General features: G+C 33.5%; 24 protein-coding genes and 2 pseudogenes. 19 read left to right on the forward strand and 7 right to left on the reverse strand.

The window, feature by feature from the left end:
- Positions 1-10: 10 nt before the first annotated feature.
- A complete protein-coding gene (locus EB239_RS07665; RefSeq protein ID WP_003869484.1) occupies positions 11-607 on the forward strand; it encodes an alpha/beta fold hydrolase in 597 nt (198 codons plus the stop codon).
- Positions 608-729: 122 nt separating this feature from the next.
- The gene (locus tag EB239_RS07670) at positions 730-945 is read left to right on the forward strand and encodes an ATP-binding protein (protein WP_003869483.1); all 216 of its coding nucleotides are present in this window, start codon (positions 730-732) and stop codon (positions 943-945) included.
- Between the two features lie 373 nt (positions 946-1318).
- On the opposite strand, the gene EB239_RS07675 is transcribed toward EB239_RS07670, so the two are convergent.
- The gene (locus tag EB239_RS07675) at positions 1319-2551 is read right to left on the reverse strand and encodes a M48 family metallopeptidase (protein ID WP_003869482.1); all 1233 of its coding nucleotides are present in this window, start codon (positions 2549-2551) and stop codon (positions 1319-1321) included.
- Positions 2552-2731: 180 nt separating this feature from the next.
- Here EB239_RS07675 and EB239_RS07680 point away from each other — a divergent pair, with 180 nt between their 5' ends.
- Entirely contained in the window at positions 2732-4249 is a 1518-nt protein-coding gene (locus EB239_RS07680) for an IS1182 family transposase (protein WP_003869481.1), read from the forward strand.
- 44 nt (positions 4250-4293) lie between these two features.
- Here the strand turns inward: EB239_RS07680 and EB239_RS07685 are convergent, their stop codons facing one another.
- Positions 4294-5490: an IS701 family transposase gene (locus tag EB239_RS07685; RefSeq protein ID WP_003869480.1), complete on the reverse strand. Its 1197-nt coding sequence runs from the start codon at positions 5488-5490 to the stop codon at positions 4294-4296.
- A gap of 194 nt (positions 5491-5684) precedes the next feature.
- On the opposite strand from EB239_RS07685, the gene EB239_RS07690 reads away from it, so the two are divergent.
- The 4 genes from EB239_RS07690 (at position 5685) to EB239_RS07705 (ending at position 9963) form a co-directional block, all read left to right on the forward strand.
- Complete coding sequence (locus EB239_RS07690; protein ID WP_003869479.1) at positions 5685-7373, forward strand: B12-binding domain-containing radical SAM protein; 1689 nt, start codon at positions 5685-5687, stop codon at positions 7371-7373.
- Positions 7374-7437: 64 nt separating this feature from the next.
- Positions 7438-8169, forward strand: coding sequence for a glycerophosphodiester phosphodiesterase (locus tag EB239_RS07695; RefSeq protein WP_003869478.1), 732 nt, complete (start codon positions 7438-7440; stop codon positions 8167-8169).
- A 1-nt stretch (position 8170) separates the two neighbouring features.
- Positions 8171-9376 carry an MFS transporter gene (locus tag EB239_RS07700; protein WP_003869477.1) on the forward strand — a complete coding sequence of 402 codons (1206 nt, stop codon included), beginning with the start codon at positions 8171-8173 and terminating at the stop codon, positions 9374-9376.
- Between the two features lie 62 nt (positions 9377-9438).
- On the forward strand, positions 9439-9963 hold the full coding sequence (locus EB239_RS07705) for an O-acetyl-ADP-ribose deacetylase (protein WP_003869476.1): 525 nt from the start codon (positions 9439-9441) through the stop codon (positions 9961-9963).
- 54 nt (positions 9964-10017) lie between these two features.
- Here EB239_RS07705 and EB239_RS07710 read toward each other — a convergent pair whose 3' ends face one another.
- Positions 10018-10827 (reverse strand): undecaprenyl-diphosphate phosphatase, encoded by an 810-nt coding sequence (locus tag EB239_RS07710; protein ID WP_003869475.1) that lies wholly within the window; start codon positions 10825-10827, stop codon positions 10018-10020.
- 150 nt (positions 10828-10977) lie between these two features.
- On the opposite strand from EB239_RS07710, the gene EB239_RS07715 reads away from it, so the two are divergent.
- On the forward strand, positions 10978-11241 hold the full coding sequence (locus tag EB239_RS07715) for a pro-sigmaK processing inhibitor BofA family protein (protein ID WP_231368304.1): 264 nt from the start codon (positions 10978-10980) through the stop codon (positions 11239-11241).
- Between the two features lie 80 nt (positions 11242-11321).
- The gene (gene sspI, locus EB239_RS07720; protein ID WP_003868635.1) at positions 11322-11522 is read left to right on the forward strand and encodes a small acid-soluble spore protein SspI; all 201 of its coding nucleotides are present in this window, start codon (positions 11322-11324) and stop codon (positions 11520-11522) included.
- Positions 11523-11551: 29 nt separating this feature from the next.
- On the opposite strand, the pseudogene EB239_RS07725 reads toward sspI, so the two are convergent.
- The 3 genes and pseudogenes from EB239_RS07725 to EB239_RS07735 all read right to left on the reverse strand — a co-directional run.
- Positions 11552-12214 (reverse strand): annotated as a pseudogene (locus EB239_RS07725) (hypothetical protein); the annotation flags it as partial.
- A gap of 145 nt (positions 12215-12359) precedes the next feature.
- On the reverse strand, positions 12360-13598 hold the full coding sequence (locus EB239_RS07730; RefSeq protein ID WP_201035670.1) for an IS110 family RNA-guided transposase: 1239 nt from the start codon (positions 13596-13598) through the stop codon (positions 12360-12362).
- Positions 13599-14087: 489 nt separating this feature from the next.
- Positions 14088-14780 (reverse strand): annotated as a pseudogene (locus EB239_RS07735) (hypothetical protein); the annotation flags it as partial.
- A gap of 96 nt (positions 14781-14876) precedes the next feature.
- On the opposite strand from EB239_RS07735, the gene EB239_RS07740 reads away from it, so the two are divergent.
- The gene (locus tag EB239_RS07740; RefSeq protein WP_003869470.1) at positions 14877-15143 is read left to right on the forward strand and encodes a DUF1294 domain-containing protein; all 267 of its coding nucleotides are present in this window, start codon (positions 14877-14879) and stop codon (positions 15141-15143) included.
- A 101-nt stretch (positions 15144-15244) separates the two neighbouring features.
- Entirely contained in the window at positions 15245-16423 is a 1179-nt protein-coding gene (locus EB239_RS07745) for an FprA family A-type flavoprotein (protein ID WP_003869469.1), read from the forward strand.
- Between the two features lie 17 nt (positions 16424-16440).
- Here EB239_RS07745 and arsC read toward each other — a convergent pair whose 3' ends face one another.
- Positions 16441-16878 (reverse strand): arsenate reductase (thioredoxin), encoded by a 438-nt coding sequence (gene arsC, locus EB239_RS07750; RefSeq protein WP_003868630.1) that lies wholly within the window; start codon positions 16876-16878, stop codon positions 16441-16443.
- A gap of 123 nt (positions 16879-17001) precedes the next feature.
- Here arsC and EB239_RS07755 point away from each other — a divergent pair, with 123 nt between their 5' ends.
- The 8 genes from EB239_RS07755 to pepF all read left to right on the forward strand — a co-directional run bounded on the left by EB239_RS07755 (position 17002) and on the right by pepF (position 24234).
- Positions 17002-17310, forward strand: coding sequence for a hypothetical protein (locus tag EB239_RS07755; protein ID WP_003869468.1), 309 nt, complete (start codon positions 17002-17004; stop codon positions 17308-17310).
- A 217-nt stretch (positions 17311-17527) separates the two neighbouring features.
- Positions 17528-18424 carry a phosphogluconate dehydrogenase (NAD(+)-dependent, decarboxylating) gene (gene gnd, locus EB239_RS07760; protein WP_003869467.1) on the forward strand — a complete coding sequence of 299 codons (897 nt, stop codon included), beginning with the start codon at positions 17528-17530 and terminating at the stop codon, positions 18422-18424.
- Positions 18425-18437: 13 nt separating this feature from the next.
- On the forward strand, positions 18438-19895 hold the full coding sequence (gene zwf, locus EB239_RS07765; protein WP_003869466.1) for a glucose-6-phosphate dehydrogenase: 1458 nt from the start codon (positions 18438-18440) through the stop codon (positions 19893-19895).
- 18 nt (positions 19896-19913) lie between these two features.
- Positions 19914-20531, forward strand: a complete 618-nt coding sequence (locus tag EB239_RS07770) for a cyclase family protein (RefSeq protein WP_003869465.1) — start codon at positions 19914-19916, stop codon at positions 20529-20531.
- Between the two features lie 6 nt (positions 20532-20537).
- Positions 20538-20777: a hypothetical protein gene (locus tag EB239_RS07775; RefSeq protein ID WP_003868625.1), complete on the forward strand. Its 240-nt coding sequence runs from the start codon at positions 20538-20540 to the stop codon at positions 20775-20777.
- Between the two features lie 90 nt (positions 20778-20867).
- Complete coding sequence (gene sdaAB / locus EB239_RS07780) at positions 20868-21536, forward strand: L-serine ammonia-lyase, iron-sulfur-dependent subunit beta (protein ID WP_003869464.1); 669 nt, start codon at positions 20868-20870, stop codon at positions 21534-21536.
- 12 nt (positions 21537-21548) lie between these two features.
- Positions 21549-22442: an L-serine ammonia-lyase, iron-sulfur-dependent, subunit alpha gene (sdaAA, locus tag EB239_RS07785; protein WP_003869463.1), complete on the forward strand. Its 894-nt coding sequence runs from the start codon at positions 21549-21551 to the stop codon at positions 22440-22442.
- Position 22443: 1 nt separating this feature from the next.
- A complete protein-coding gene (pepF, locus tag EB239_RS07790; protein WP_003869462.1) occupies positions 22444-24234 on the forward strand; it encodes an oligoendopeptidase F in 1791 nt (596 codons plus the stop codon).
- Positions 24235-24460: the final 226 nt, after the last annotated feature.

Here is a 24460-nt window from a genome sequence, read left to right on the forward strand (position 1 = left end):
GGTGATTTAAATGGTTATAAAAGGTGAGTATGTAAATATAAAAGGCAGTAAAATTCATTATTTAGAAATAGATAAAGAGAGTAGCAAAGATACAGTGATATTATTGCATGGCAAAAGATACAATGCTTATGATTGGATAAATTCAGGGATAGCTGAAAATTTATCTAATCAAGGATTTAAGGTGATATGCTTTGAGTTTCCCGGATATGGTTCTTCCGAAGAGTGCGATTTAGAAAAGGAAGAGGTTTTATTAGAATTTGTAAAAAAATTAAATATATCTTCTTTTCACCTTGTAGCTCCCTCTTTTAGTGGGGAGATATCTATAAAATTTGCTCTCAAATATGGCGATATGCTTAAAAGCTTGACAATTGTAGATAGCATAAATGTAGATAAATACAAAGAAAAATTAAATGAAATATATGTAAAAACATTGATTGTATGGGGGAAGAAAGATGAAATTGCACCCTATGAATTTGCGGAAATATTGAAAAATAATATTAAAAACAGTACCTTGTTTGTGTTTGAAAATTTAGGACACACCTGCTATTTTGATGATGCCAAAAAATTCTCTGAGGTGTTGATAAATTTTATAAAGGGCTTAAATTAAGGCTGTCTTTAAGACGGCCGTTTTTTTATGCCTTTAATAGGTTGACAAATATAAAATTTCGTGTATAATGTATACATGATACCCCTAAACATAGGGGGAGTATTTTTAATGGAGGTAGAATCATGAAAGTAGCAAGAATCGATGAAAATATATGCGACAGGTCACCTTTTTGTCCAGCAGCAATGAGCTGCAGATTTAAGGCTTTTAAAGTTACGTTTGGAGGGTCATTTAGGATAAACATAAGCATCGATGAAGAAAAGTGCACAGGGTGTGGTGTTTGTACGAGATATTGTCCTCATGGAGCAATTGAGCTTGTTGAAAAAGAAAAAGCTTCATAAAAATAAGGCACACTTAAGTGCCTTATTTCAGACTGTAGACAAACTCTTTATGATATGTTGGCATTTTGCATAAGTGTAGCGACTTGATAGCCCGGCACTCAACCGAAAATGTTAAAAAAGGAGAATAAGAGAAAAGACCAGCCCGTTCAGTTGAGTGCCGGGAAACTTAGCGAGGCTGAGAGGCGAAAGCGGGGCCGAAGCCAAGGATGGCGGAGGCGGGCACTAAGTCAGGGATGACGAATGTGCCCGGAACCCCGCTTGAGCCCGAGGACGAGCGCTAGTTTAGTCTGCGATATCACCGGAGCAAACGATGCAAAATGCCAACAGAAATAGAACTTTGTCAACAAATTGAAATAATGCACACCTAAGTGACTTATTTTACATTTGCCTTTTCTACTAATTCAATCCTATGCATTGTAGAAGGATGAGAATAAGAAAACCATTCTATAAAAGGCGGCGGAGCTACATCCAATAAACTTTTTTTAGCAAGGTCAATCTGAAGTTTTATTACAGGTTTTTTGTCGTGAAGGTACTCTACAGATAGTAAATCTGCTTGTTTTTCCATCTGCCTTGATATGTAATTTTGTATTGGAGTTGTGTCAAAATTTATAAGTAGTATAAACAAATATATCATCGCTAAAACTGCAGGAGTCATTCTTTTACCATAAGGGAGAAATAGGCTTGAGTGAATTAAAATATTAAGAAAATAAAGGCCTATTACAAGTCCTACTATGCCTATTAACATACTTTTTAATACGTGATTTTCTTTCCAATGACCTGCTTCATGAGCTATAACTGCCTTTATTTCATCCTCTTGATAATTTTTTAATAATGTATCATACAATACAATCCTACTTGTCTTTCCAAATCCATAAAAGTAGGCATTGGCAAGAGTAGTCCTTTTACTTGCATCCATTTCTTGAATCTTATCTATTTTTATTCCCGCATTTTTTGATATTTCCTTTACCATGTTTATTATTTTTTGGTCTTTGATTGGGGTGAATTTATTAAATAAAGGTGCTATAAAAGTAGGATAGACGTAAATTTGCACAAACATAATTATCGTCAAAAAGACTGCAGCATTTACCCACCAGTTATTAGGCCATTTATTTAGAGCCACAAATAAGAGCAATACTTCCATTGACGAAAAAACAAAGTCTAAAGCCGCACTTTTAAAATAATCACTCCACCAAGAAGCCATTGTCTGTACAGAAAAACCCCATTCAACTTGAACAGAATGGCTTAAAAGGCTAAAGGGTAGAGATATTAACCTTAAAATTACCCATAAGGCAATGAAATATAAAAAGACATTCACATAGTATTTACCTGAAGCTAATTTTTCGGTATAGTATGAAAGCTTGATAGCATTATTCCCAAATACAAGCCATAACAAAAAAGCTGCTTTTGTCAAAAAAGAAGTTATGTAAATCAATCGATTTATTTTGTGATACTTTTGCGCTTTTGATATTTCTGCAGGGGAAAAATATTTGTAGACTTCATGAGGTATATTTCCTGGAAATAATGTATAATAAAGGTATAAAACAGAAAATATTGTGGCAATTAATATAAGTATCAGCCACAATTTATTGAATTTTATAAAAGCCATAGTCTTCAATCCTTTCACAAAGTTTTACCTAACAATATTATATCTCATTGGAGGAAAAAATAGTTGTGCAAATAAAATTATTTGCTTCAGACTGTTGACAAAATATCGGGAACCCGTTATGATGAGAAGGGTTCCTTGTTATTTTAGTGGTATAAAGCAAAAGAGGAGAGGAGAAGGAAGATGTTAACAAAGAAACAGGATGCAAGACATCAAATAGAATTTGTAAGCATAGATCAATTAGTACCAAAAGACCACCTTTTAAGAAAGATAGAAAAAGTCATAGACTTTAGCTTCATATACGATTTAGTAAAGGACAAATATTCCGAAGATCACGGCAGACCAAGTATAGATCCAGTAGTATTGATAAAAATACTGTTCATTCAATATCTTTTTGGTATACCGTCGATAAGAAGAACAATAGCAGAAATAAAAACAAACGTTGCATATAGATGGTTTTTAGGGTATGGACTAACAGAAGAAATACCTCATTTTTCAACATTTAGCCAGAACTACATAAGAAGATTCAAAGGGACAGACATATTTGAGAAAATATTTACGAAGATTTTAGAAGAAGCAATAAGGCATGGGTTAGTAAATGCAGAGGAAGTATTCATAGATTCCACTCACGTAAAAGCAAGTGCCAATAAGAAAAAATATACAAAAGAAATAATAGAACAAGAAGCCAAGACTTACCAAGAAAAACTAGAAGAAGAAATAAACAAAGATAGAGAAGCTCATGGAAAAAAGCCATTAAAGAAAATCAAGACGATAAAGACGAAAGAAGTAAAAGTAAGCAAAACAGACCCAGATAGTGGAATGTTAAACAAAAATGAAAAAGAAAAATGTTTTGCATATTCCTTTCACACAGCCTGCGATAAAAACGGATTTGTATTAGGAGTAAAAGTTGAAGCAGCGAATGTACACGACAGCGTAATGTTTGAAGAAGTACTAAAAGAAGTTGAAAATAGGGTAGGAAAACCGAAAGCAATAGCAGTAGATGCAGGATACAAAAATCCGTACATATTAAAGACAATATTTGATAGAGAAATAATACCAGCAGTGCCATACACAAGACCAAAAACAAAAGACGGTTTTATGAAGAAACATGAGTTTGTGTATGATGAATATTATGACTGTTACATATGCCCGCAGAATGAAATACTAACATATGTTACAACCAATAGAGAAGGATATAGAGAATACAAATCAAACCCAGAAAAATGTAAAAACTGTCCTTTAAGAGAAAAGTGTACCCAAAGTAAAGACTACACAAAGAGGATATTCAGGCACATATGGGAAGGATATGTAGAAGAAGCAGAACACCTAAGGCATACACCTTACTGTAAAGAAGTATATGAGAGAAGGAAAGAGACAATAGAGAGAGTGTTTGCAGATTTAAAGGAGAAGCATGGTTTGCGATGGACAACATTAAGAGGGAAAGAAAAATTGTCCATGCAAGCGATGCTTGTTTTTGCTGCCATGAATTTAAAGAAAATGGCCTTATGGTTATGGAGGAAGGGCAAAGGGCCCTTTGACATTTCAAAACTTTATCCATTATTTGGAGTTTTAAAGAAAATTTTATCCAGATATATACAGCCCCTGTTTTCGGTACTAAGAAAACAGGGGCTAAAATTTTACTTTGTCAACAAACTGGTGCAAATAAAATTATTTGCTTTTTTGTATAAATACTATAGATGAGAAAAATTGATAACAAATATTACCATAAAATAGATGCACTACACCTATGCTAACTGTAGTTCTGCTAAAATTTCATCAATAGGTACTTTATTATTAGCTCGCTCATACAGCCATTGAACACGCTGCTTTTGTACTTCTTTGCGTACCATTTTTATTCCTTGCCCAAATTTGCAATATTCGTCGCCTGAAGTCGTACAATACAGGTATGTCAATGATATAAGCCATAATAATCTATCTATTGATTTTGTTGATCGTACTTGATATGTATTTAGTCCAAGATTATTCTTTGTCTGCCTAAAGAATATTTCTATAGGCCATCTTTGACTGTAGTAATTTAGAATAGTCTCGGTATCTAATTCAGTATCAGTACAGATAAATGCATGTAGAGCATTTTCATTTTTAAAAGCTTTCTCAGGCCAGCACAATACTACTACAGCATTATCTATGCCATTTAAGGCTCCTTCATAGCGATATACCCAGTAATTAGAACCGTTTACTGTAACGAGGCAAACTTCGTTCTTTTCGATATATTGGGCAAAATCTTTTATCTGAATTCTGATGCCTTGTGGATAGATAATCCTGTTAGTTTTTAATGCTCCTATGAGATGGTATCCTCTTTCGAAATGTGCTTCTATTACTTTTTTGTTTATGTACCATGAATCACATAGTCCATATGCTGGTCCTTTAGGTATTGGAAGCATAGATACCATTTCACATATTCTTTCGATTTTGCTTTTGCCACCTTTTTCATAGCGCTCAATGCAGTAAGGTAATACCACATTGCCGCAAGATAGCATCATGGTAAGAAGTTGATGTCCCCAAACTTGCTTCCCTTTTAAATGTGATTGATGGAATCCTGTTGCCTGGATAGTATGTTTAGCCTGTAACGAAGGCTTTGTCTTCTCAGCAATAGTATCATCAAAAATCACAAATATCGGCTTGTTGCTAGTTTGGGATAATTCAAATATAATGCGAATAACTTCTCGCCTTATAGCTCTCCATGCATACTCTATATTCCAAACACCTTGGCTTAAGAATTTGCCAAACGTGGTTCTATGGCAATTAGCAAGGCTTAAATTAACTATATCTGTAACAGTACCACTATAACCTTTTTGAGTGGCAGCAATTATAAATTCTAAAATATGACGAATAACAGGTTTAGTAAAATATAATGCAAAATTTAATTTCATTAAGTACTGGATTATTGATGAATTTTCTGTTATTCTTTTATTATGAGACATTTGCTCCACTCCTATGATTAATATTGTTATAGGGTAACAACATATTAATACCATAGAAGCGAGCATTTGTCTCTATTTTTATTAAATTTTTTCATATAAGTTTGTTATGGTAATTTATGTTAGTGAATTTTCTCATCTATAGTAAATACTTATATTATATATTTGTAAAATGTAGTAAAATGCGAGGGATATATATGAAAACACTTCTTGTAGGAATCAATGCAAAATATTATCACACAAATCTTGCTATAAGAAATATAAGAAAGTTTTGTCATCCTTATGATATAGAGATTTTTGAAACCACTATAAATGACAGTACAGATTTTATGCTAGAAAGTGTTGTAGAAAAGGAACCAGACGTAGTAGGTATATCTTGTTACATATGGAATATAGAAATAGTATTAAATTTGGTTGAAAATATAAAAAAGATACTTCCGAAAGTAATATTGGTTTTGGGGGGACCTGAGGCTTCTTATGATGTAGATAATCTTTTGTCAAAAGGCTTTGTAGATTACATAGTTTTAGGGGAAGGGGAAATTGCTTTTAAAGAATTATTGGAAGCGTTAGAAGGAAAAAGGGATATAAAAGAAGTTGCAGGAATTAGCTATATGGTTGATGGGCAAATAGTAATTCAACCACAAAAAGATTATGTCAACTTAAATGAAGTTCCCATATCTTATGAGGAAGAGGAAGATTTGAGCAATAAGCTTGTGTATTATGAGACCTCAAGAGGTTGTCCTTTTAAATGTGCTTATTGTCTTTCTTCTATTGACAATAAATTGAGATATGAAAGCCTTGAAAAAGTTGAAAGGGATTTAAAGTGGTTTGTAGATAAAAATGTGAAAATATTAAAACTTATTGATAGGTCTTTTAATTCAAATAGAAAGAGAGCAAGAGAGATTTTAAATATTATGAAAAAAATAGGTGGAGATACTGTATTTCACTGCGAAGTTAACCCTGAGCTTGTGGATGAAGAGTTTATAGAAGAATTAAAAGGGTTGGAAAAAAGAATACAGTTTGAAGTAGGAGTTCAGACTACAAATAAGAATAGCCTAAAAAAAATATCTCGTATTACTGCAGTTGAAAAAGCCTTGAGAGGAATAAAACTGCTTAGAGAAGCGGGAATAAAACTGCATGTAGATTTGATAGCGGGACTTCCTGAAGATAGCTTTGGGACTTTTAGTAAAGCTTTTGATGATGTGTATAATTTAAAACCTGATGAAATACAGTTGGGATTTTTAAAAGTATTAAAAGGTACTCCTTTAATGAGAAAAGTGGGAGAGTTTAAAATAGTTTATGATAGTAAGCCCCCCTATGAGGTCTTGTATACAAAGGATATTAGTTATCAAGAGTTAGTCATTTTAAAAGGTATAGCATTCCTTTTGAACAAATACTATAATTCTGGAAAATTTAAAAAAACTCTTGAATATTTGGAGAATAAATTTGAAAGGCCATTTGACTTTTATCTTGAATTTTATAAGTACTGGAAGGAAAACGAGCTATTATATAAAAATCATTCATTAAAAGCCTTATACGATATTTTATATAAATTTTCTATTGAAACACTCGATGTCGATGAGGATTTAATAAAAGACATTATAAAATTTGATTTTTTGTATTTTAATGCTGCCAAAGATTTACCTGATTGTGTAAAAGAAAAATATGAGAAAGGTCAAGAGATTTTTAAAAGGTATCTTAAAGATGAAAATTGGTTGAAAAAAAATCTTCCACAAGCTGTTGGACTTTCCAGTCTTGAATTGTCAAAGAGAGTGACTTATGAATTTTTTAAACACGATGTGACAGCAGATTTTAAAAAAGAAAATTTAATAATAATTTTCCTTCATGAAGAAGAACAAACTTATTATACAAAATTAATTTTGTGAATTTGTTTTTAAAGGTAAGTGTGATAAAATTTGTATAGTAATTGAAAAATGAGGAGGCATATTTATGAAACCTTTAGTAATCGCCCATAGAGGAGATTCAAGAAATGCTCCAGAAAACACATTAGCATCTTTTAAAAGGGCTTTAGAAATGGGAGCTGACGGTATTGAATTGGACGTGCAGCTTACTAAAGATGGACAACTAGTAGTGATTCACGATGAAAGGGTAGACAGGACTACAGACGGAATTGGCTTTGTTAAAGATTTTACTTTAAAAGAGCTTAAGAGGCTAGATGCTGGCATAAAATTTGACAAGAAGTTTGCAGGGGAGAGAATACCAACTCTTTATGAGGTTTTTGAACTCATTGGACATAAAAATTTTATTATAAATATAGAGATAAAAAGTGGAGTTGTACTTTATCCAGGAATTGAAGAAAAGCTTATCAAAGCGATAGAGGATTATGACTTTGAGGATAGAGTAGTTATTTCTTCTTTTAACCATTATAGCTTAAGGGATGTAAAGAGAATGGCACCGGAGTTTAAAATTGGGCTTCTTTATCAATGTGGGCTTGTAGAACCATGGCACATGGCAATACGAATGAAAGCGTATTCTCTGCATCCTTTTTATTTTAATATAATACCTGAATTAGTAGAGGGATGTAAAAAGAATAATATAAAATTATTTCCTTGGACTGTTGATAGGAAAGAAGACATGGAAATGATGATAAAAGCAGGTGTGGATGCGATTATCACTGACGACCCACAAACTTTGATAAATCTTTTAGAGAAGGGAGAATAATATGTCCTCGCGATTGAATTATTTGAAGATATTTAATTTAGGCCTTGGTTTTATGGTAATTTCCATGATTTGGGCAGCATATAATGCCTATATGCCCATTTTTCTTGGTAATTTTACAAAAAGCAATACTTTAATTGGGTTTGTAATGAGTTGGGACAACATTGCTAACCTTTTTATACTTCCATTTTTTGGGGCTTTAAGCGATAATACGCGAACAAGAATAGGCAGGCGAATGCCATATATACTTGTAAGCATGCCTCTTGCTGGCGTTTTATATGCTTTGCTTCCACTTCAGACAAAACTTTTATCGCTTCTTGTTATAGATTTGCTGTTTAACATTGTTGTAGCTACGTATAGGACTCCTATGGTAGCTTTAATGCCAGATATTGTAGAAGAAGAGCACAGAAGCAAAGCTAATGGAGTCATAAATTTTATGGGAGGATTAGGTTCATTAATAATATTTTTTATTGGATCTCAGCTTTATAAAATAAACAAAGCATATCCCTTCTTTTTGTCAGGGATTTTATCATTAATTATACCTATAGTTTTATTTTTAACAATTAAAGAACCTAAAATAGTTGTTAATGAGGAAAAAAAAGAAAAACAGAGTATTTTAAAGGCCCTTGCAACTGTGGTAAAAGATCAAAATAAAGCACCCTTTTATACTCTCCTGTCAATTTTTATGACAATTGCGGGTTTTGCTGCAGTTGAAACTTTTTTCACAAGGTATTGCAAAATAGCTTTAGGGATAGACGAAAGTGTTTCTTCTTTTGCAATGGGTTTTTACGCTTTGGCATTTTTAGTTTTTGCTTTACCTGCTGGATTTATAGCTACAAAAATAGGGAAAAGAAAAACCATGATGATTGGAGCTTTTGGACAAGGAATTTTATTTTTAATATTTATGATAGTACGTGATTTTAGGACAATCCAAATTTTGATGCCTTTTGCTGGAATGTTTAATGCTTTATTTACAATAAATTCTTATCCTCTTGTAGTGAGCTATACTTCAGCTGAAAAAATAGGGACATATACAGGACTTTATTATTTCTTTTCATCCCTGGCCGCAATAGTTACTCCTTCCTCTTTTGGAGCTATTATGGATTTTATAGGATTTAACAAGTTATTTTTAGCAGCGTCTATATGTTTATTTGTATCTTTTGCTTTTCTATGGATAATTGGTGAAAAATATGAAAACACAATGTCGTGAAAATATCAGTTTTTTGTGATATAATTTTAAGCGTAAATAAAAATTAAAATTAGGGTGATGAAATGAAAGAGAGAATAAAATTAATAAAGGGGAATATTGTGGATCAAGAAGTAGATGCTATTGTAAATGCTGCAAATTCTTCTTTATCTGGAGGTGGTGGGGTAGACGGAGCTATTCATAGAGCGGGTGGCCCTTCTATCGATGAGGAGTGCAGAATTATAAGAGAAAAACAAGGAGGATGCCCTACAGGTCATGCGGTTATAACTGGAGCAGGTAATTTAAAGGCTAAATATGTTATTCACGCTGTTGGGCCTATATGGAGAGGCGGCAATCATAATGAAGATAATTTATTAGCAAGTGCTTACATAGAAAGCCTTAAATTGGCGGATGAATACAATGTAAAAACTATAGCTTTTCCCTCTATAAGCACAGGAGCATATGGTTTCCCTGTAGAAAGAGCTGCAAAAATAGCTTTAAGAGTAGTATCTGATTATCTTGAAGGTAGCAATATAAAAGAAGTGAGATTTATACTTTTCAGTGATAAAGATTATGAAGTATATTCAAAAGCTTATGAGGAATTGGAATAAATAAAATAAATAAAAAGGATAGGCCATAAATGGGTCTACCCTTTTTTGTTTTTATTATTTAACTATCTTTTCAGATATTAGAAGTAACATAAGTAGTCCTACAATTAGTCTATAATAAGCAAATGGTTTTAAAGGATGTTTTGTGAGATAGGACAAAAATTTATCTACTACAAATAAAGCGGTTATGAAGGACATTATGAATCCTACTGTAAGAGCTTCCCATTCCAATAAGGACATGGCAGTAAAACTTTTGATAAGTTCAAAGCCTGTTGCTGCCAACATTGTAGGTATAGCTAAAAAGAAAGAAAATTCTGCAGCTGCTTTAACTGATAAACCTACAAGCATACCTCCCATTATAGTAGAAGCAGACCGTGACATTCCAGGGAAAAGAGACATAACTTGTGCTATACCTATCCAGAAAGATTTTTTTGTGTCTACTTTGTCCATGTTGTCAATTTTATATCTTTTTCCGAAAGTATCTTCTATGACTATCATCATTATTGCACCTACAATGAGGGCAATTGCTACAGTGAAGGGCGAAAATAAATGCTCTTCAATGTATTTGTGAGTAAATAATCCTATAACTGCTGCTGGTATAAAAGCTATAAAGATTTTGAACCACAAATTAAATCCCCAATCTCCAGGTTTTAAATTTTTAAGAGAAGCAAATATTTTTCCCTTGTAATAATATACAACTGCTAAAATAGCTCCCAACTGAATGACGATTTCAAACATTGTAGCAAATTTTCCGGTAAAATTAATAAAGCTTCCTACAATGATTAAATGTCCTGTAGAGGAGATGGGGAGAAATTCAGTTAACCCTTCCACGATTCCCATTATAAAAGCTTTGATTAATAGTTCCATTACCATACCCCTTTGTCTTAAATTTTGTAACCTCTATTATTTTATATGATTAATAAGGACTAATCAATCAAAAAAATGTAAATTTAATTTATTTTTAATTTGCAAAATATGATATAATGTACTCAAGATATGAGAGGTGATTACAGGGTGATGGAAGGGACTTTTTCGTTTATTGTTGCTATTTTAATATTAGTTTTTATTTTATGGCTTTTAGGTAAATCTCTAAGGTTGATGGTAAAGTTTGTATTAAATGCCTTAGTGGGTTTTGTGATGCTTTTGTTTTTTAATTTTTTTGGTGTTCTATTTGGGATTTACTTGCCTGTCAATATAATTACTTCATTTATTACAGGAGTTTTTGGAATAGCAGGTATAGCAATTTTGCTGATTCTTAAATATTTATTCCATGTCATATAGGTTCCTTTTTAGGAACTTTTTTGTTTATTATTTTTTGTTTTGGGAATTATATTAGTGAATCTTACAATTGGAGGTATGTTATGGACATAAAAAAAGCTGTGCTCGACAACTTAAAAGGAAGAACAAAAGAGGAAATCAAAGGGTTTATACAGGAGGTTGTTGACAGCAAAGAGGAAAATGCAATACCAGGATTGGGGGTGATTTTTGAGGCGACGTGGGAAAAGTTGAGCAATGAGGAGAAAGACAGTATGATGAATTTGATAATGAGGGGAATATCTTAAAAGCCGAGGTTTAGTCCTCGGCTTTGTAATTATAATAAAAATATTGTAACAAGATATGCTGCTATAAGACCTGCTATTGCAGGTACCATGTTTTTTTTAGCGATTTTTTCGGCTTCTACGTCTATTACTGTAGAAACAGCTACGGTACTCCAAGGTATTATTGTACCACCTCCTGTCCATATTGCGGCTATCTGCCCTATAGAAGCTAAAATTGCTGGGTTTAGATTTAAAGTTGAAGAAAAAGTTTTAGCAATAGCACCTATTAAAGGAAGTCCAGAAAATCCAGAGCCGGATAAACCAGTCAGAACTCCTAATGAAAATTCTAATAAAGAAACAGTGTACTTATTTAATGGAATGTGCTGAGATAAATACATTCCTAAATCTACAAGATATCCTTTTGCATGAGGACTTATAACTTCCTTTGCCATGCTTGTTTCTCCAAGGAGAAAAAAGGCGCTGATGACTATAATTGGGGCAAAGGTTCTCATTCCAGTTATGAAACCTTCTCTTAAATATTCGCGGGTTTTATCTAGAAAATTTTTTTGTACTAAAGTAGAGGCAATTAAAACTATTATAGATGTTCCTCCTATCAAAGCAGTGGCCGCGTTAGAGTGAATTCTAAATAACAGCATCAAAATTATGTCTAAAATAAAAAGTCCTACTGCGATTATTGAAACCACCACACTACTAAAAGTATTTCGGTAATATGTCAAGAGGGTGATAAAAAAAATTCAAAAAAAAATTTAATAAAATAACCTAAAAAAGGGCATAGCAAAGCTAACCATCACGCAATAAGCTGATGGAAATTAATGTAAAATATGGTTATGGGATAATATGTTAACTTATACAATCATCTCCTTTCATTATTGGGGATTTATAAAGTTTTTCTTCGCGCAGCAGAGCGAAGACTAACCTTACAGTTTTACGTGCAGTCAATACAAGAGCACGTTTATGCTTGTGAGTTTTGCTTTCTTTAAATTTGCGGGCATAGTATTGTGAGAACTCAGGTAAATACTTCCTGAGCTGGTCAGCTGCTTGAATAAAATAATATCTGAGATACTCATTACCAGTACGCTTGAGATATGTGTCCTCCGCTTTAAAATCAGCAGACTGGTACTCTGACCAATAAAGGCCGGAAAACTTTGCAAGGGCATTATCATTATCAAACCTTGAAATTCCGCCTATCTCAGATATTAAGCCGGCTGCGATGGTTGGGCCAATACCTTTTACTGATGTAAGACAAAGGAATTCATTGTTAAATCCTTTTACCTCATTAATAATGGCTTTTTCTACAGCTTTCTTCTGTTTTTCAAGGGACTGTAGATTATCAAAGCAAGACTTGATAACAAAGTTTAAAGAATCATCTACAGTAGCATTAATTCTATAAGACTTGTGAACAGCCTCTTGAAGCAATTTAGCTGTAGCTTCTGGATCATCAAAGCGATCTTTACTCTTGTCAACCAAAAAGCCGGCAAGCTCATCAAGCGGTCGAGCCGCAATATCATCAAGGGTGAAAAACTCATTAAATATTTCAGTAGCAGTTGCTCCAAAATTATTACTAAAGACTTTATTTTGGCACAAACCGCTAAACTTAAGGAACAAATTGCTGAGGAAATAATTTTTTTCTCTAACAATACTATTAACAATGTGAAAGCGATGGCGAGTAAGCCTCTGGAGAGCAAGATATCTAAAATCTACAGAACAAGATTTGGGGAGTCTACCGAATCTCAGTTTTTCAGCAATAGCAAAGGCATCAATCCAGTCATTTTTAGGTAAATTGCCGAGAGACTTTTTAAAAGCATTAATAATATTAGCATTAAAAGTAGTAATAGAAGGTTGATAAGGCTTAAGAGCAGAATGATCAGCCAAATAATACTGGAGGTGCCAGCCATAGACTGAAGTAGATTCCAAACCAATAAAGACCTTTTGGATATTGTATTTATTACAACACTCCAAGATACGGGAAACTATAACATCACAACCATGAGGGTTATTTTCTACAGAAAAACGAGAGGAAGCATCATTACCCTCCTGGTCGAGAATATGAACCTTGACATCATTCAGGCTTACATCCATACCAACAAAAAGCTTATTCAAGATTGTTACACCTCCTTTCAAAATTGATAAAGTAAGTAAAAGTTAATTTGAGATAACCCTAGCAACCAGATTATGTAGCAACCTCGCAATTAGCTCTTAATATATAAGCCTGAATCCTCTGCTGCCAGGGGCTTATATATGACAAAGCAGATTTCGCGTAAGAAAAGGCAAATCTGGTGTAGGGACCACACTTTAAAGAGCGGTCAAGCCGCATGGAGGACGAAAGCCTGTCCCACATTAACTTTACAGTATAATAATGCTACAAGTTATCTCAAAAGTAAATAATAAGGCCGAAAAAAGATGAGACGGCCGCGCCATGAATCCTGCATATTGCGCAATATTACGGATTCATGGCAATAGATAAGATTTTAGACAAGATGAGAATATTAAAGATTTCCAGTTATGAATGCGCTTTATTAAATTTTTAAGAAGTGAGACAAATTTATTGTCTTTAAAATTAATTATACGAGGAGGAGAAGGCTTGTCAGCATTATTAATGTCTAAATGATTGTTTCGCTGTTGTTTTTTACTTTGCTGCAATGTAATAAAATAAAGTATAAGAATGCTTACAGCTGAAGCTGTAGCCCAAATAGGTAAACTTGCCAATATTAATGTGTGAATTGGTATACCTGTTGCCCTAGCTGTTATAGAGGGAGCTCCTTGTATGAAAAAGTCTCCTGATAATGCTGATCCAAAGCCAAAAATTGAAACAATAGAGGCAAGGCTTACTTTGTCAATACCCGATTTTAAAGCGGGATTGATGAGAACCGCACCGATTAAGCCGACTGCAGGGGCAGGCCATATAAAAAATGATAAAAACATCGTTAAAAAACCTATTATCCAAAAAGAAAAAGTAGGAGTTTTTAAATATTTTATAAAAGGTTTTGTTATGATTATATCTGCGCCTATGTCATCTAAAGCTTTTGACATAGATATTATAAGAGATATTATTACTATGATTTGCCACAACCTTTTTCCTGACACAAAAATTGCAGTGTAAAGTATTTGAACTGCTTTTAAGATATTTTCAGTTGATAGAAATCCAATTAAAAATATTGCTAATATTATGGGTAAAATTATATCTTTTCTCATTAAAAGTAAAATCAATATAATTAAAATCATTATTAGATATGCTATGTGGGATGCAGTCAAGGTAACCATTTCAACACCTCTCAATATTTTTCATAGTTTTATGATAGCTATATTTTGAGTTTTTATACCTTTTATAAAGTGGTATAATTGTTATGAGGTGTTATAATGAACAAGATTGCAATGATTGCTTTATTAACTTTAAATGTATTTTCTTTTGTTTTAATGGGTATTGATAAATATAAAGCGTTACATAAACTTTGGAGAATAAGTGAAAAGACCTTTTTCTTTTTAGCACTATTTGGCGGTTCAATAGGCGTATGGCTCGGTATGTATTTTTTTAGACATAAGACAAGACATAAATTATTTACGATAGGAATACCCTTGATTATTTTTTGCCAAATTTTATTGTTTTTTTACATAAAAGTTTGGTAAAACAATGCATATAATAAAAACTTGCAAGAAAAACTATTTTTTTTATAAAAGATTATTTGCTATAATATAGTTGAGAAATTAACAAATAGGAGGGGACATCGATGAAAGCAATGACTATAAAACCAGGAGTAAGTAAAATTGGCGCAGTACATTGGGAGAGAAGATTATTCGACTCTTTAATACCCCTGCCAGATGGTACGAGTTATAATGCTTATTTGGTAGAAGGAAAGGATAAAATAGCCCTTTTAGATACTGTAGATCCGATGACTTCGGATGTTTTGATAGAACAGTTAAAGGATGTAGAAAAAATTGATTATATAATAGCACATCATGCAGAGCAAGACCATTCGGGATGTATTCCTTTAGTCCTTGAGAAATATAAAGAGGCTAAGGTGATATGTACTCCTAAAGCAAAAACTTTTTTAATGGATTTACTTTTAATACCTGAAGACAAATTTATTACTGTAGAAGACGGTGAAACTTTAGATTTAGGAGGAAAGACGTTAAAATTCATACATGCCCCGTGGGTACATTGGCCAGAAACAATGTTTACTTACCTTGTAGAAGATAAAATCCTTTTTACGTGTGACTTTTTAGGTTCCCACCTTGCAACTTCTGAACTTTATGCAACAGATGAGTGCAAAGTGTATGAGGCAGCAAAAAGATACTATGCAGAAATAATGATGCCTTTTAGAAACTTTATAGAAAAGGACTTAGAAAAAATAAAAGATTTAGATATAGATATAATTGCTCCCAGTCATGGTCCTGTGTACAATAACCCTAAATTTATCTTAGATGCTTACAATGAATGGGTTTATGCAAAACCTAAAAATATAGTCGTAATACCTTATGCTACCATGCACGGCAGTGTGAAAAAAATGGTGGAATACCTACAGACTGCTCTTGTGGCAAAGGGCGTCATTGTAAAGCCTTTTGATTTGTCTGTTACAGATATAGGTGAATTGGCTATGGCATTAGTGGATGCTACTACAATAGTTATAGGTACTCCAACAGTACTTACAGGTGCTCATCCAATGGTGGTTTATGCTACTTATTTGGCCAATGCTTTAAAGCCGAAGACAAAGTTTGTTTCAATTATAGGCTCTTATAATTGGGGTAGCAGGGCACAAGATCAGCTTTCTCAAATGATTACCAATTTAAAAGTAGAGGTTATTTCACCAGTTTTCATAAAAGGATTCCCAAAAGAAGAAGACTTTAAGGCTCTTGATAAGTTAGCCGAAGAAATAGTGAAAAAACATGAAGAGGCTGGAATTTTATAATTTAAAAGCACTCGTGATTAGTGCGAGTGCTTTTTTATGTCTTCTATCAAATTTTTTACATTTTCTTTGATTATATCTCTTATTTCACGAAATTTATTTAAAACTTCTTCTTCTGTGCCTGTTGCTCTTGCAGGGTCTTCTAAGTCCCAATGGAGGCTTTTTATTGAAGGAGGCAAAGCAGGACATTTATCTCTTGCATCACCACATAAAGTTATCACATAATCTGCTTTAAAAAGGATATTTTCATCCAATAAATCGGAAGTTTGATTGCTTATGTCAATTCCTATTTCCTTCATAACTTGTACAGCTTTTGGGTTTAAACCGTGAGCTTCTACACCACCACTATATACTTCAAAATCATCTTTTCCATAATATTTGCCAAAACCTTCTGCCATTTGACTTCTACAGGAATTGCCAGTACATATAAAATACAAAATTTTTTTATTTTTTGACACGTAACATCCCCCTTTTTGTTTATTCACAAATTATTATAAATGATTGTAGATTATAAAACAATCCGCTTTTTGTTAAGAATATGTTAAATTCTTTTGAGTAAAATAAAGTAGAGGTGATGTTTAATGTTGAATTATCCATACGGGCAAAATTCCATAGCGCCTGGTATAATTGTTACACCAGACAATGGAAATGCAAATTTAAAAGTACCTACAGATACATTTAGTATATATGTAAATGGGAAATATGTGGGAGAAAAAATCCTTATTGCACAAGGAGATTTAGGGGAAAACTCTGTAAAAGAGTACCTTATGAATCAAGGTTTTACGGATTTTAGTTATACAATTGATGGAAAAAATATTTATATAGACACCTATGAAGAAAATGCTAAAAATATGATAAATTATTTAAAAGTGTATTTAAGAATAAGGTAAAAGGGACTAAAATAGGTCCCTTTTTAAAATTTGTTATATTGCAGATAAAAACAAGGGAAAATAATAGTGTAAAGGTATTAAGCAGGGTTTTTCCTTGCTTTTTAAATGAAAGCATGTGATTTTCGTCATTTAAATTTTTAAAATGTGTGATATAATTATATAACACCCTCAAGTAAAAAATATTATACAACAATAATTATTATTAAGGAGGATTTATATGAAGGTAGGTTTAATTGGATTAGGACGAATGGGATTTAATCTTGCTTTAAATATGAGAGACCATGGGCATGAGGTAGTGGCATATAACAGGTCACCTGAGAAAATAAAGGAGGCTGAAAAGGAAGGAATAAAAGGAGCTTATACAATTGAAGATTTAGTAAAAAAACTTGAAAGGAGAAGAATAATATGGCTTATGGTACCTGCAGGAGACCCTGTTGACGAAATGATAGAAAAATTAGTTCCCTTGCTTGAAGAACATGACATCATAATAGACGGCGGCAATTCCTACTATAAAGATACTTTAAGAAGGTATGAGATGCTTAAAGAAAAAGAAATTGATTTTGTAGATGTAGGCACAAGTGGAGGAATTGAAGGAGCAAGACATGGGGCTTGCACCATGATAGGAGCAGAAAATGAGGTCTTTAAATATATTGAACCTCTAATTAGGGATATAAGTGCGGAAAACGGTTATTTACATACAGGCAAAAACGGCTCAGGACATTTTGCAAAAATGGTTCACAACGGCATAGAATACGGAATGATGCAAGCTATAGGAGAAGGGTTTGAGGTTTTAGAGAAAAGTCAGTTTGATTTTGATTTAAAAGAAGTGGCCAGGGTTTGGAGTCATGGGTCAGTGATTCGCGGATGGCTTATGGAGCTTATGGAAAAAGCTTTTGAAAAAGACCCTAAATTGTCTGGGATAAAAGGAGTAATGCACTCTTCTGGAGAAGGACTCTGGACGGTAGAAGAAGCTTTAAACCTCAAAGTGCCAGTGCCTGTAATTGCACAGTCTTTATTTATGAGATATCGTTCAGAGCAAGAAGATACATTTGCAGGAAAGGTTGTAGCTGCTTTGAGAAATGAGTTTGGAGGACATGCGGTGGAAAAGAATTAATAGAGGTGGTTTTATGGTTAAAAATAATATATCTAATATAATGGTTATATTTGGCGGGACAGGGGATTTGACTCACAGAAAACTTATGCCTGCTTTGTACAATTTGAAATACCAAAAAATTCTTCCTGAAAATTTTGCTGTTGTATCCATAGGAAGAAGAGACAAAACAGAGGAACAATATAGGAAGGAAGTATTAGAGTCCGTTAAAAATTATTCGAGATTTGACATTGATGAAAAAGTTTGGCAAGATTTAAGTGAAAGGATATATTATAAGAGATTTGACTTTGTATATGATAATGGCTATATGGAATTAAGTTCTTTTTTAAAAGAACTTGATGAAAAATACAATACAAAGGGCAATAGGGTATACTATCTTGCAGTAGCTCCAGAATATTTCGGTATAATTGTTGAAAAACTCTATAGGCATGGTATGGTAAATAATGAGACTTCCTGGCAAAGGGTGGTCATAGAAAAACCTTTTGGAGAAGATTTGGAATCGGCACGGAAATTAAATAAAATAATAACTGATGTTTTCACGGAAAGGAATACCTACAGGATAGACCATTATCTGGGAAAAGAGATGCTTCAGAACATAATGATAATTAGATTTGCTAATGTATTTTTTGAACCTGTGTGGAACAGAAGGTATATTGATAATGTTCAGATTTCTTCAAATGAAATAGTCGGAATAGAAAATCGCGGTGGATATTATGAAAAAGCCGGGGCGTTACGAGATATGGTACAAAATCACATGCTTCAACTTCTAACTTTAACGGCAATGGAACCGCCTGTAAACCTCGATACAGAATCTATAAGAGACGAGAAGGTAAAAGTTCTGAAGTCTTTGGAGATATTTACTCCAGAGGCTGTTGAGAAAAATGTTGTGAGAGGGCAGTATGCAGGATATAGACAAGAAGACAAAGTTTCCTCTACTTCTAATACAGAGACATTTGTAGCTTTGAAAGTGCATGTAGAAAATTTTCGCTGGGCAGGAGTCCCTTTCTACATTCGCACAGGCAAAAGAATGCCGGAAAAGTCTACACAAATTGTAATACAGTTCAAACCGTTGCCAGGAATCTTGTATTTTAAAGAATATAAAAATTTATTGCCAAATTTATTAGTTATAAAAATTCAACCTGAGGAAGGTGTAAAGCTTCAATTTAATGCAAAAGTCCCTGGGGCAGGAGATATCACCATACAACCTGTAGATATGGATTTTTGTCAAAATTGCCAGATTTCAAATAATTCTCCAGAAGCTTATGAAAGACTTCTTTACGATGTCATGAGAGGAGATTCTACTTTATTTACGCGATGGGATGAGGTAGAATATTCTTGGAAGTTTGTAGATGCTATTGCTGAAGCATGGAAAGACAAAACGCCTGACTTTCCTAATTATCAGCCAGGGACCTGGGGACCTAAAGAAGCAAATGAGCTGTTACTAAGGGACAATAGAATGTGGTGGAATGTATAAAAGAAGGGGGTAAATTAAATGAAAATATACGATATTTCAATGGAAATTCACGAAAATATGACTGTTTACAAAAATAAAGAAGAGAAAAGGCCTAAACATACTATTACTGTTGATAGTGGCGATGTGAGAGAGTCCCGCATTAGCATGGACATGCATACAGGAGCGCATATTGATGCTCCTCTACACATGATTAGGGGAGGAGATACAGTAGAAAATATAGACCTCAATAAGGTTATAACTAAATGTAAAGTATTTGACTTTACAAATATATCTGATAAAATAACATCGGAAGACCTTGCAAGTAAAGACATTCAAAAAGGAGATTTTATAATATTTAAAACAAGAAATTCTTTTAGAGAGGATTTCGATTTTGAATTTGTCTATTTAGATAAAAGCGGTGCCCAGTTTTTAAAAGAAAAAGGTGTAATTGGTGTAGGTATTGATGCATTAGGAATTGAGAGAAATCAGCCGGAGCATGAAACTCACAAGATTCTTTTAGGAGCAGGTATAGTTATTCTTGAGGGACTACGGTTAAAAGATGTAGAAGAAGGAGAATATTTTTTATATGCTGCGCCTTTAAAAATTAGAGGTGCCGAAGCCTCCCCTACAAGAGCCGTTTTGATAAAGGAAGAGTAAAAAATCATGAAGTTAAAATGGTCTAAGGGCAAAAATTTTGTTTTTGGAAAAATCTCATATGATGAAGAAAATACAGATGAATATATAGAGCTTTTATTTGAAAAATTCGGCAAAGAATTTTTTGAAGAAGTATATTTAGAGTATCAAAAAGGTACGACTATTGACGTAGCTTTTAAAGAGGTGCTAATCAAGCATAATAAGCTAAAACCCTTAAATATAAAAAAATTGAAAATAAAAAAGCAATAAGTCAGATTTACTGGCTTGTTGTTCTATTGCATTTTTATAGGGCTAAAGGTACAATATAGTTAAGAAAACTTTTACGTAAGGGGATTTTGTATGAGAGAATACAGTGTATTTGATATTATGGGGCCTGTGATGATTGGACCCAGCAGTTCTCATACAGCAGGGGCCGCAAGGCTTGCGAAAATTGCTCGAGAAATTGTGGAAGAGGATATATCAGAAGTGGAATTTGTATTGTATGAATCTTTTGCCCGTACATATAGGGGACATGGTACGGATAAGGCTCTTGTGGCAGGGATATTAGGTTTTGACCCAGATGATGAGAAACTGCCTCATTCTTTTGAAATAGCAAGACAGCAAGGGATAAAGTTTAAATTTACTGAAAGTGACGAAGAATCACCACATCCCAATACTGTAAAAATGATAATAACAGGTAAAAGTGGACAGAAAAACAGCATTTTAGGATGTTCTATTGGTGGAGGAAATGTGCTTTTAAAAGAGATAAATGGCATAGAGGTAGAGTTTACTGGTGAATATGAAACGTTGATTACAAATCACATAGATAGACCAGGGATAGTGGCAAATGTCACTAAAATTTTTGCAGATTACAAAATAAATATAGCTTTTATGAGAGTGTACAGGCATTCAAAAGGTGACAAAGCTATTATGGTCATAGAATCAGACCAAAAAATACCTGATGCTGCAAAAGAAACCATAAAAAACATTGATGGAATTTTAAATGCCATAATAATAAATCCTATGTAATGGAGGTATAAAATGTATCAATTTAATCATGGTTATGAACTATTAGAACTTACAAAAAAATTTAACTTACCAATATCGCAAATTGTGGTGCTAGCGGAGCAAGAAAAGACAGGAGAAGGCCTTGATACAATTTTTCAAAAGATGAGAAATAACCTCAAAGTAATGAAAGAAGCTATTAATAAAGGTTTAAATGAAGATTTAAAATCAGTAAGTGGTTTATCAGGTGGAGATGCAAAAAAACTATATGAAAGAATAATCATTGGCAATACTCTTTCTTGTGAAACAATGGCAAAAGCTGCTGCTTCTGCTCTTGCAGTGACAGAAGTAAATGCTTCTATGGGTAAAATTGTTGCTGCTCCTACTGCAGGTTCCAGTGGAGTTATTCCGGGAGCTCTTATTACAGTGGCGAGAAAATTTGGCAAAAGTGATGATGATATGACAAGAGCTCTTTTCACTGCTACCGGCATAGGTATTATAATAGCTAAAAATGCTACTTTATCTGGAGCTGAGGGGGGATGTCAAGCAGAAGTAGGTTCTGCTTCAGCGATGGCTGCAGCAGCTTTAGTAGAACTTATGGGGGGAACACCAGAACAGTGTTTGACGGCAGCTTCTTTTGCTATAATGAATTTGCTAGGGCTTGTATGCGACCCAGTTGCAGGGTTGGTAGAAATCCCTTGTGAAAAGAGAAATGCCCTTGGGGCGCTTAATGCTATGATATGCGCTGATTTTGCAATAGCAGGAATGGACAGTGTCATACCCTTTGACGAAGTGGTAGAAGCTATGTATAAAGTAGGGAAAGCTATACCTTACGCTTTAAGGGAAACTGCAGAAGGGGGACTTGCAAAGACTCCTACAGGGATAAGGCTTAAGAAAGAGATATTTGAAAAAGTTGAACGGGGGGATTAAAGTGGAGGTTTTAAAAGATAGAAGCGAAATTGAAGATAAGTATAAATGGCGACTTGAAGATATATATGAAAATGAGAATTTGTGGGAAGAAGACTATAACAAGACTAAAGAGCTTTTAAAAGAGATTGTAAAGTTTAAAGGCAAAATTAACACTTCAAGAAATTTATTAGAGGTACTAAAACTTAATGACCAAATTGGGATGACAGCCAGCAAAATTTTTGCCTATGCCCGTATGAGAAGAGACGAAGATAATACTAATCCCAAATATCAAGCTTTGACTGACAAGGCCATGAGACTCAATGTTGAAGTTATGAGTGCTACTTCTTTTATAGCTCCAGAGATTTTATCCATTGATACACAAAAATTAATGGAAATGATAGAAGAATTAGAAGAATTAAAGATTTATAAGCAATATCTTGAAGATTTAATCAGGTTTAAACCTCATGTACTTTCATCGGAAGAAGAAAAAATATTAGCAGAAGCAGAAACATTGGCAGAATCTGTTTCAAATGTATATACTATGTTGAATAATGCTGACATGAGATTCCCCACTATTAAAGATGAAGAAGGCAAAGAAGTAGAAGTGACTCATGGCAATTTTGTACGCTTCATGCAGAGTAAAGACAGAAACGTCAGAAAAGCCGCATTTAACGCCATGTATGACACATACAAAAAATTTATAAATACTTTTGCTTCTACAATGGCGGGGAATGTAAAGAAAGATATTTTCTACGCTAAAACACGGAAATACAATTCTTCTTTGGAAGCTTCACTTTTTGAAGACAATGTTAGTGTAGAAGTTTACAACAATCTTATAGAGACAGTACATAGTAGACTTGATGTATTACATAGATATGTGAGGCTTAAAAAGAAGCTTTTAGGTTTAGATGAGCTTCACATGTATGACTTGTATGTGCCCTTGATACAGGAATATGATAAGAAATTTACATATGAAGAAGCAATTAACCTCGTGCTAGAAGGACTACAACCGTTAGGAGATGAATACATAAATTTACTAAGGAAAGGATTTAATTCTCGTTGGGTGGACGTATATGAAAATCGAGGAAAAACTTCTGGAGCTTATTCATGGGGAACTTATGGCACTCACCCTTATGTACTTTTAAACTATCAGGGCAAATTAAATGATGTATTTACAATTGCCCATGAAATGGGACATTCTTTGCATACCTATTACTCAAATGCGACCCAGCCCTATGTGTATGCAGGTTATAAGATTTTTGTGGCAGAAGTAGCTTCTACTTGCAATGAAGCTATACTTATGAATTATCTTTTAAAAAATTCTAAAGATGAAAAAGAAAAACTTTATCTTTTGAACCACTTCTTTGAGGAATTTAGAGGGACAGTCTATCGGCAAGTTATGTTTGCTGAGTTTGAAAAACTCATACACGAAATGGCAGAGAGAGGAGAACCTCTTACAGCGGAAGTGTTAAACAAAAAATATTATGAATTAAATAAGCTCTACTATGGAGATGACATAGTGGTAGATGAAGGAATAAGCTATGAGTGGGCGAGAATCCCACATTTTTATAGAAATTTCTATGTTTATAAATATGCTACTGGATTTTCTGCGGCAATAGCTATTTCTCAGATGATATTAAATGAGGGGGAAAAAGCTGTAGAAAGGTATAAGGAGTTTTTAAAGAGCGGGAGCTCTGATTATCCCTTAAACCTTTTAAAGAAGGCAGGAGTGGATTTAACTACTCCAAAACCAGTAAATGAAGCTTTGGATGTTTTTGAAAAATTGCTTGATGAGTTTGAAAAAATGCTATAATGAATCAAGAGGGCAGTAAAAGAGACTGTCCTTTTTTGTTTTTTAATAATCAGTAGAACCAGAATTTGAAGACATGTACCTCTATTATTTTGATAAAGAGCCAGAGGAGGTTTAAAAACTGCTTACTTTTATCTATTTAATGTTGTATAATAATAAAGTAAACAATTTTTCCAAACAAAAGTTCAAACACTGGGGACGGTTCCTTCCGTCCGATTTCAACTTAAAG

The organism is Thermoanaerobacter ethanolicus JW 200 (assembly GCF_003722315.1).
Lineage (GTDB): Bacteria > Bacillota > Thermoanaerobacteria > Thermoanaerobacterales > Thermoanaerobacteraceae > Thermoanaerobacter > Thermoanaerobacter ethanolicus.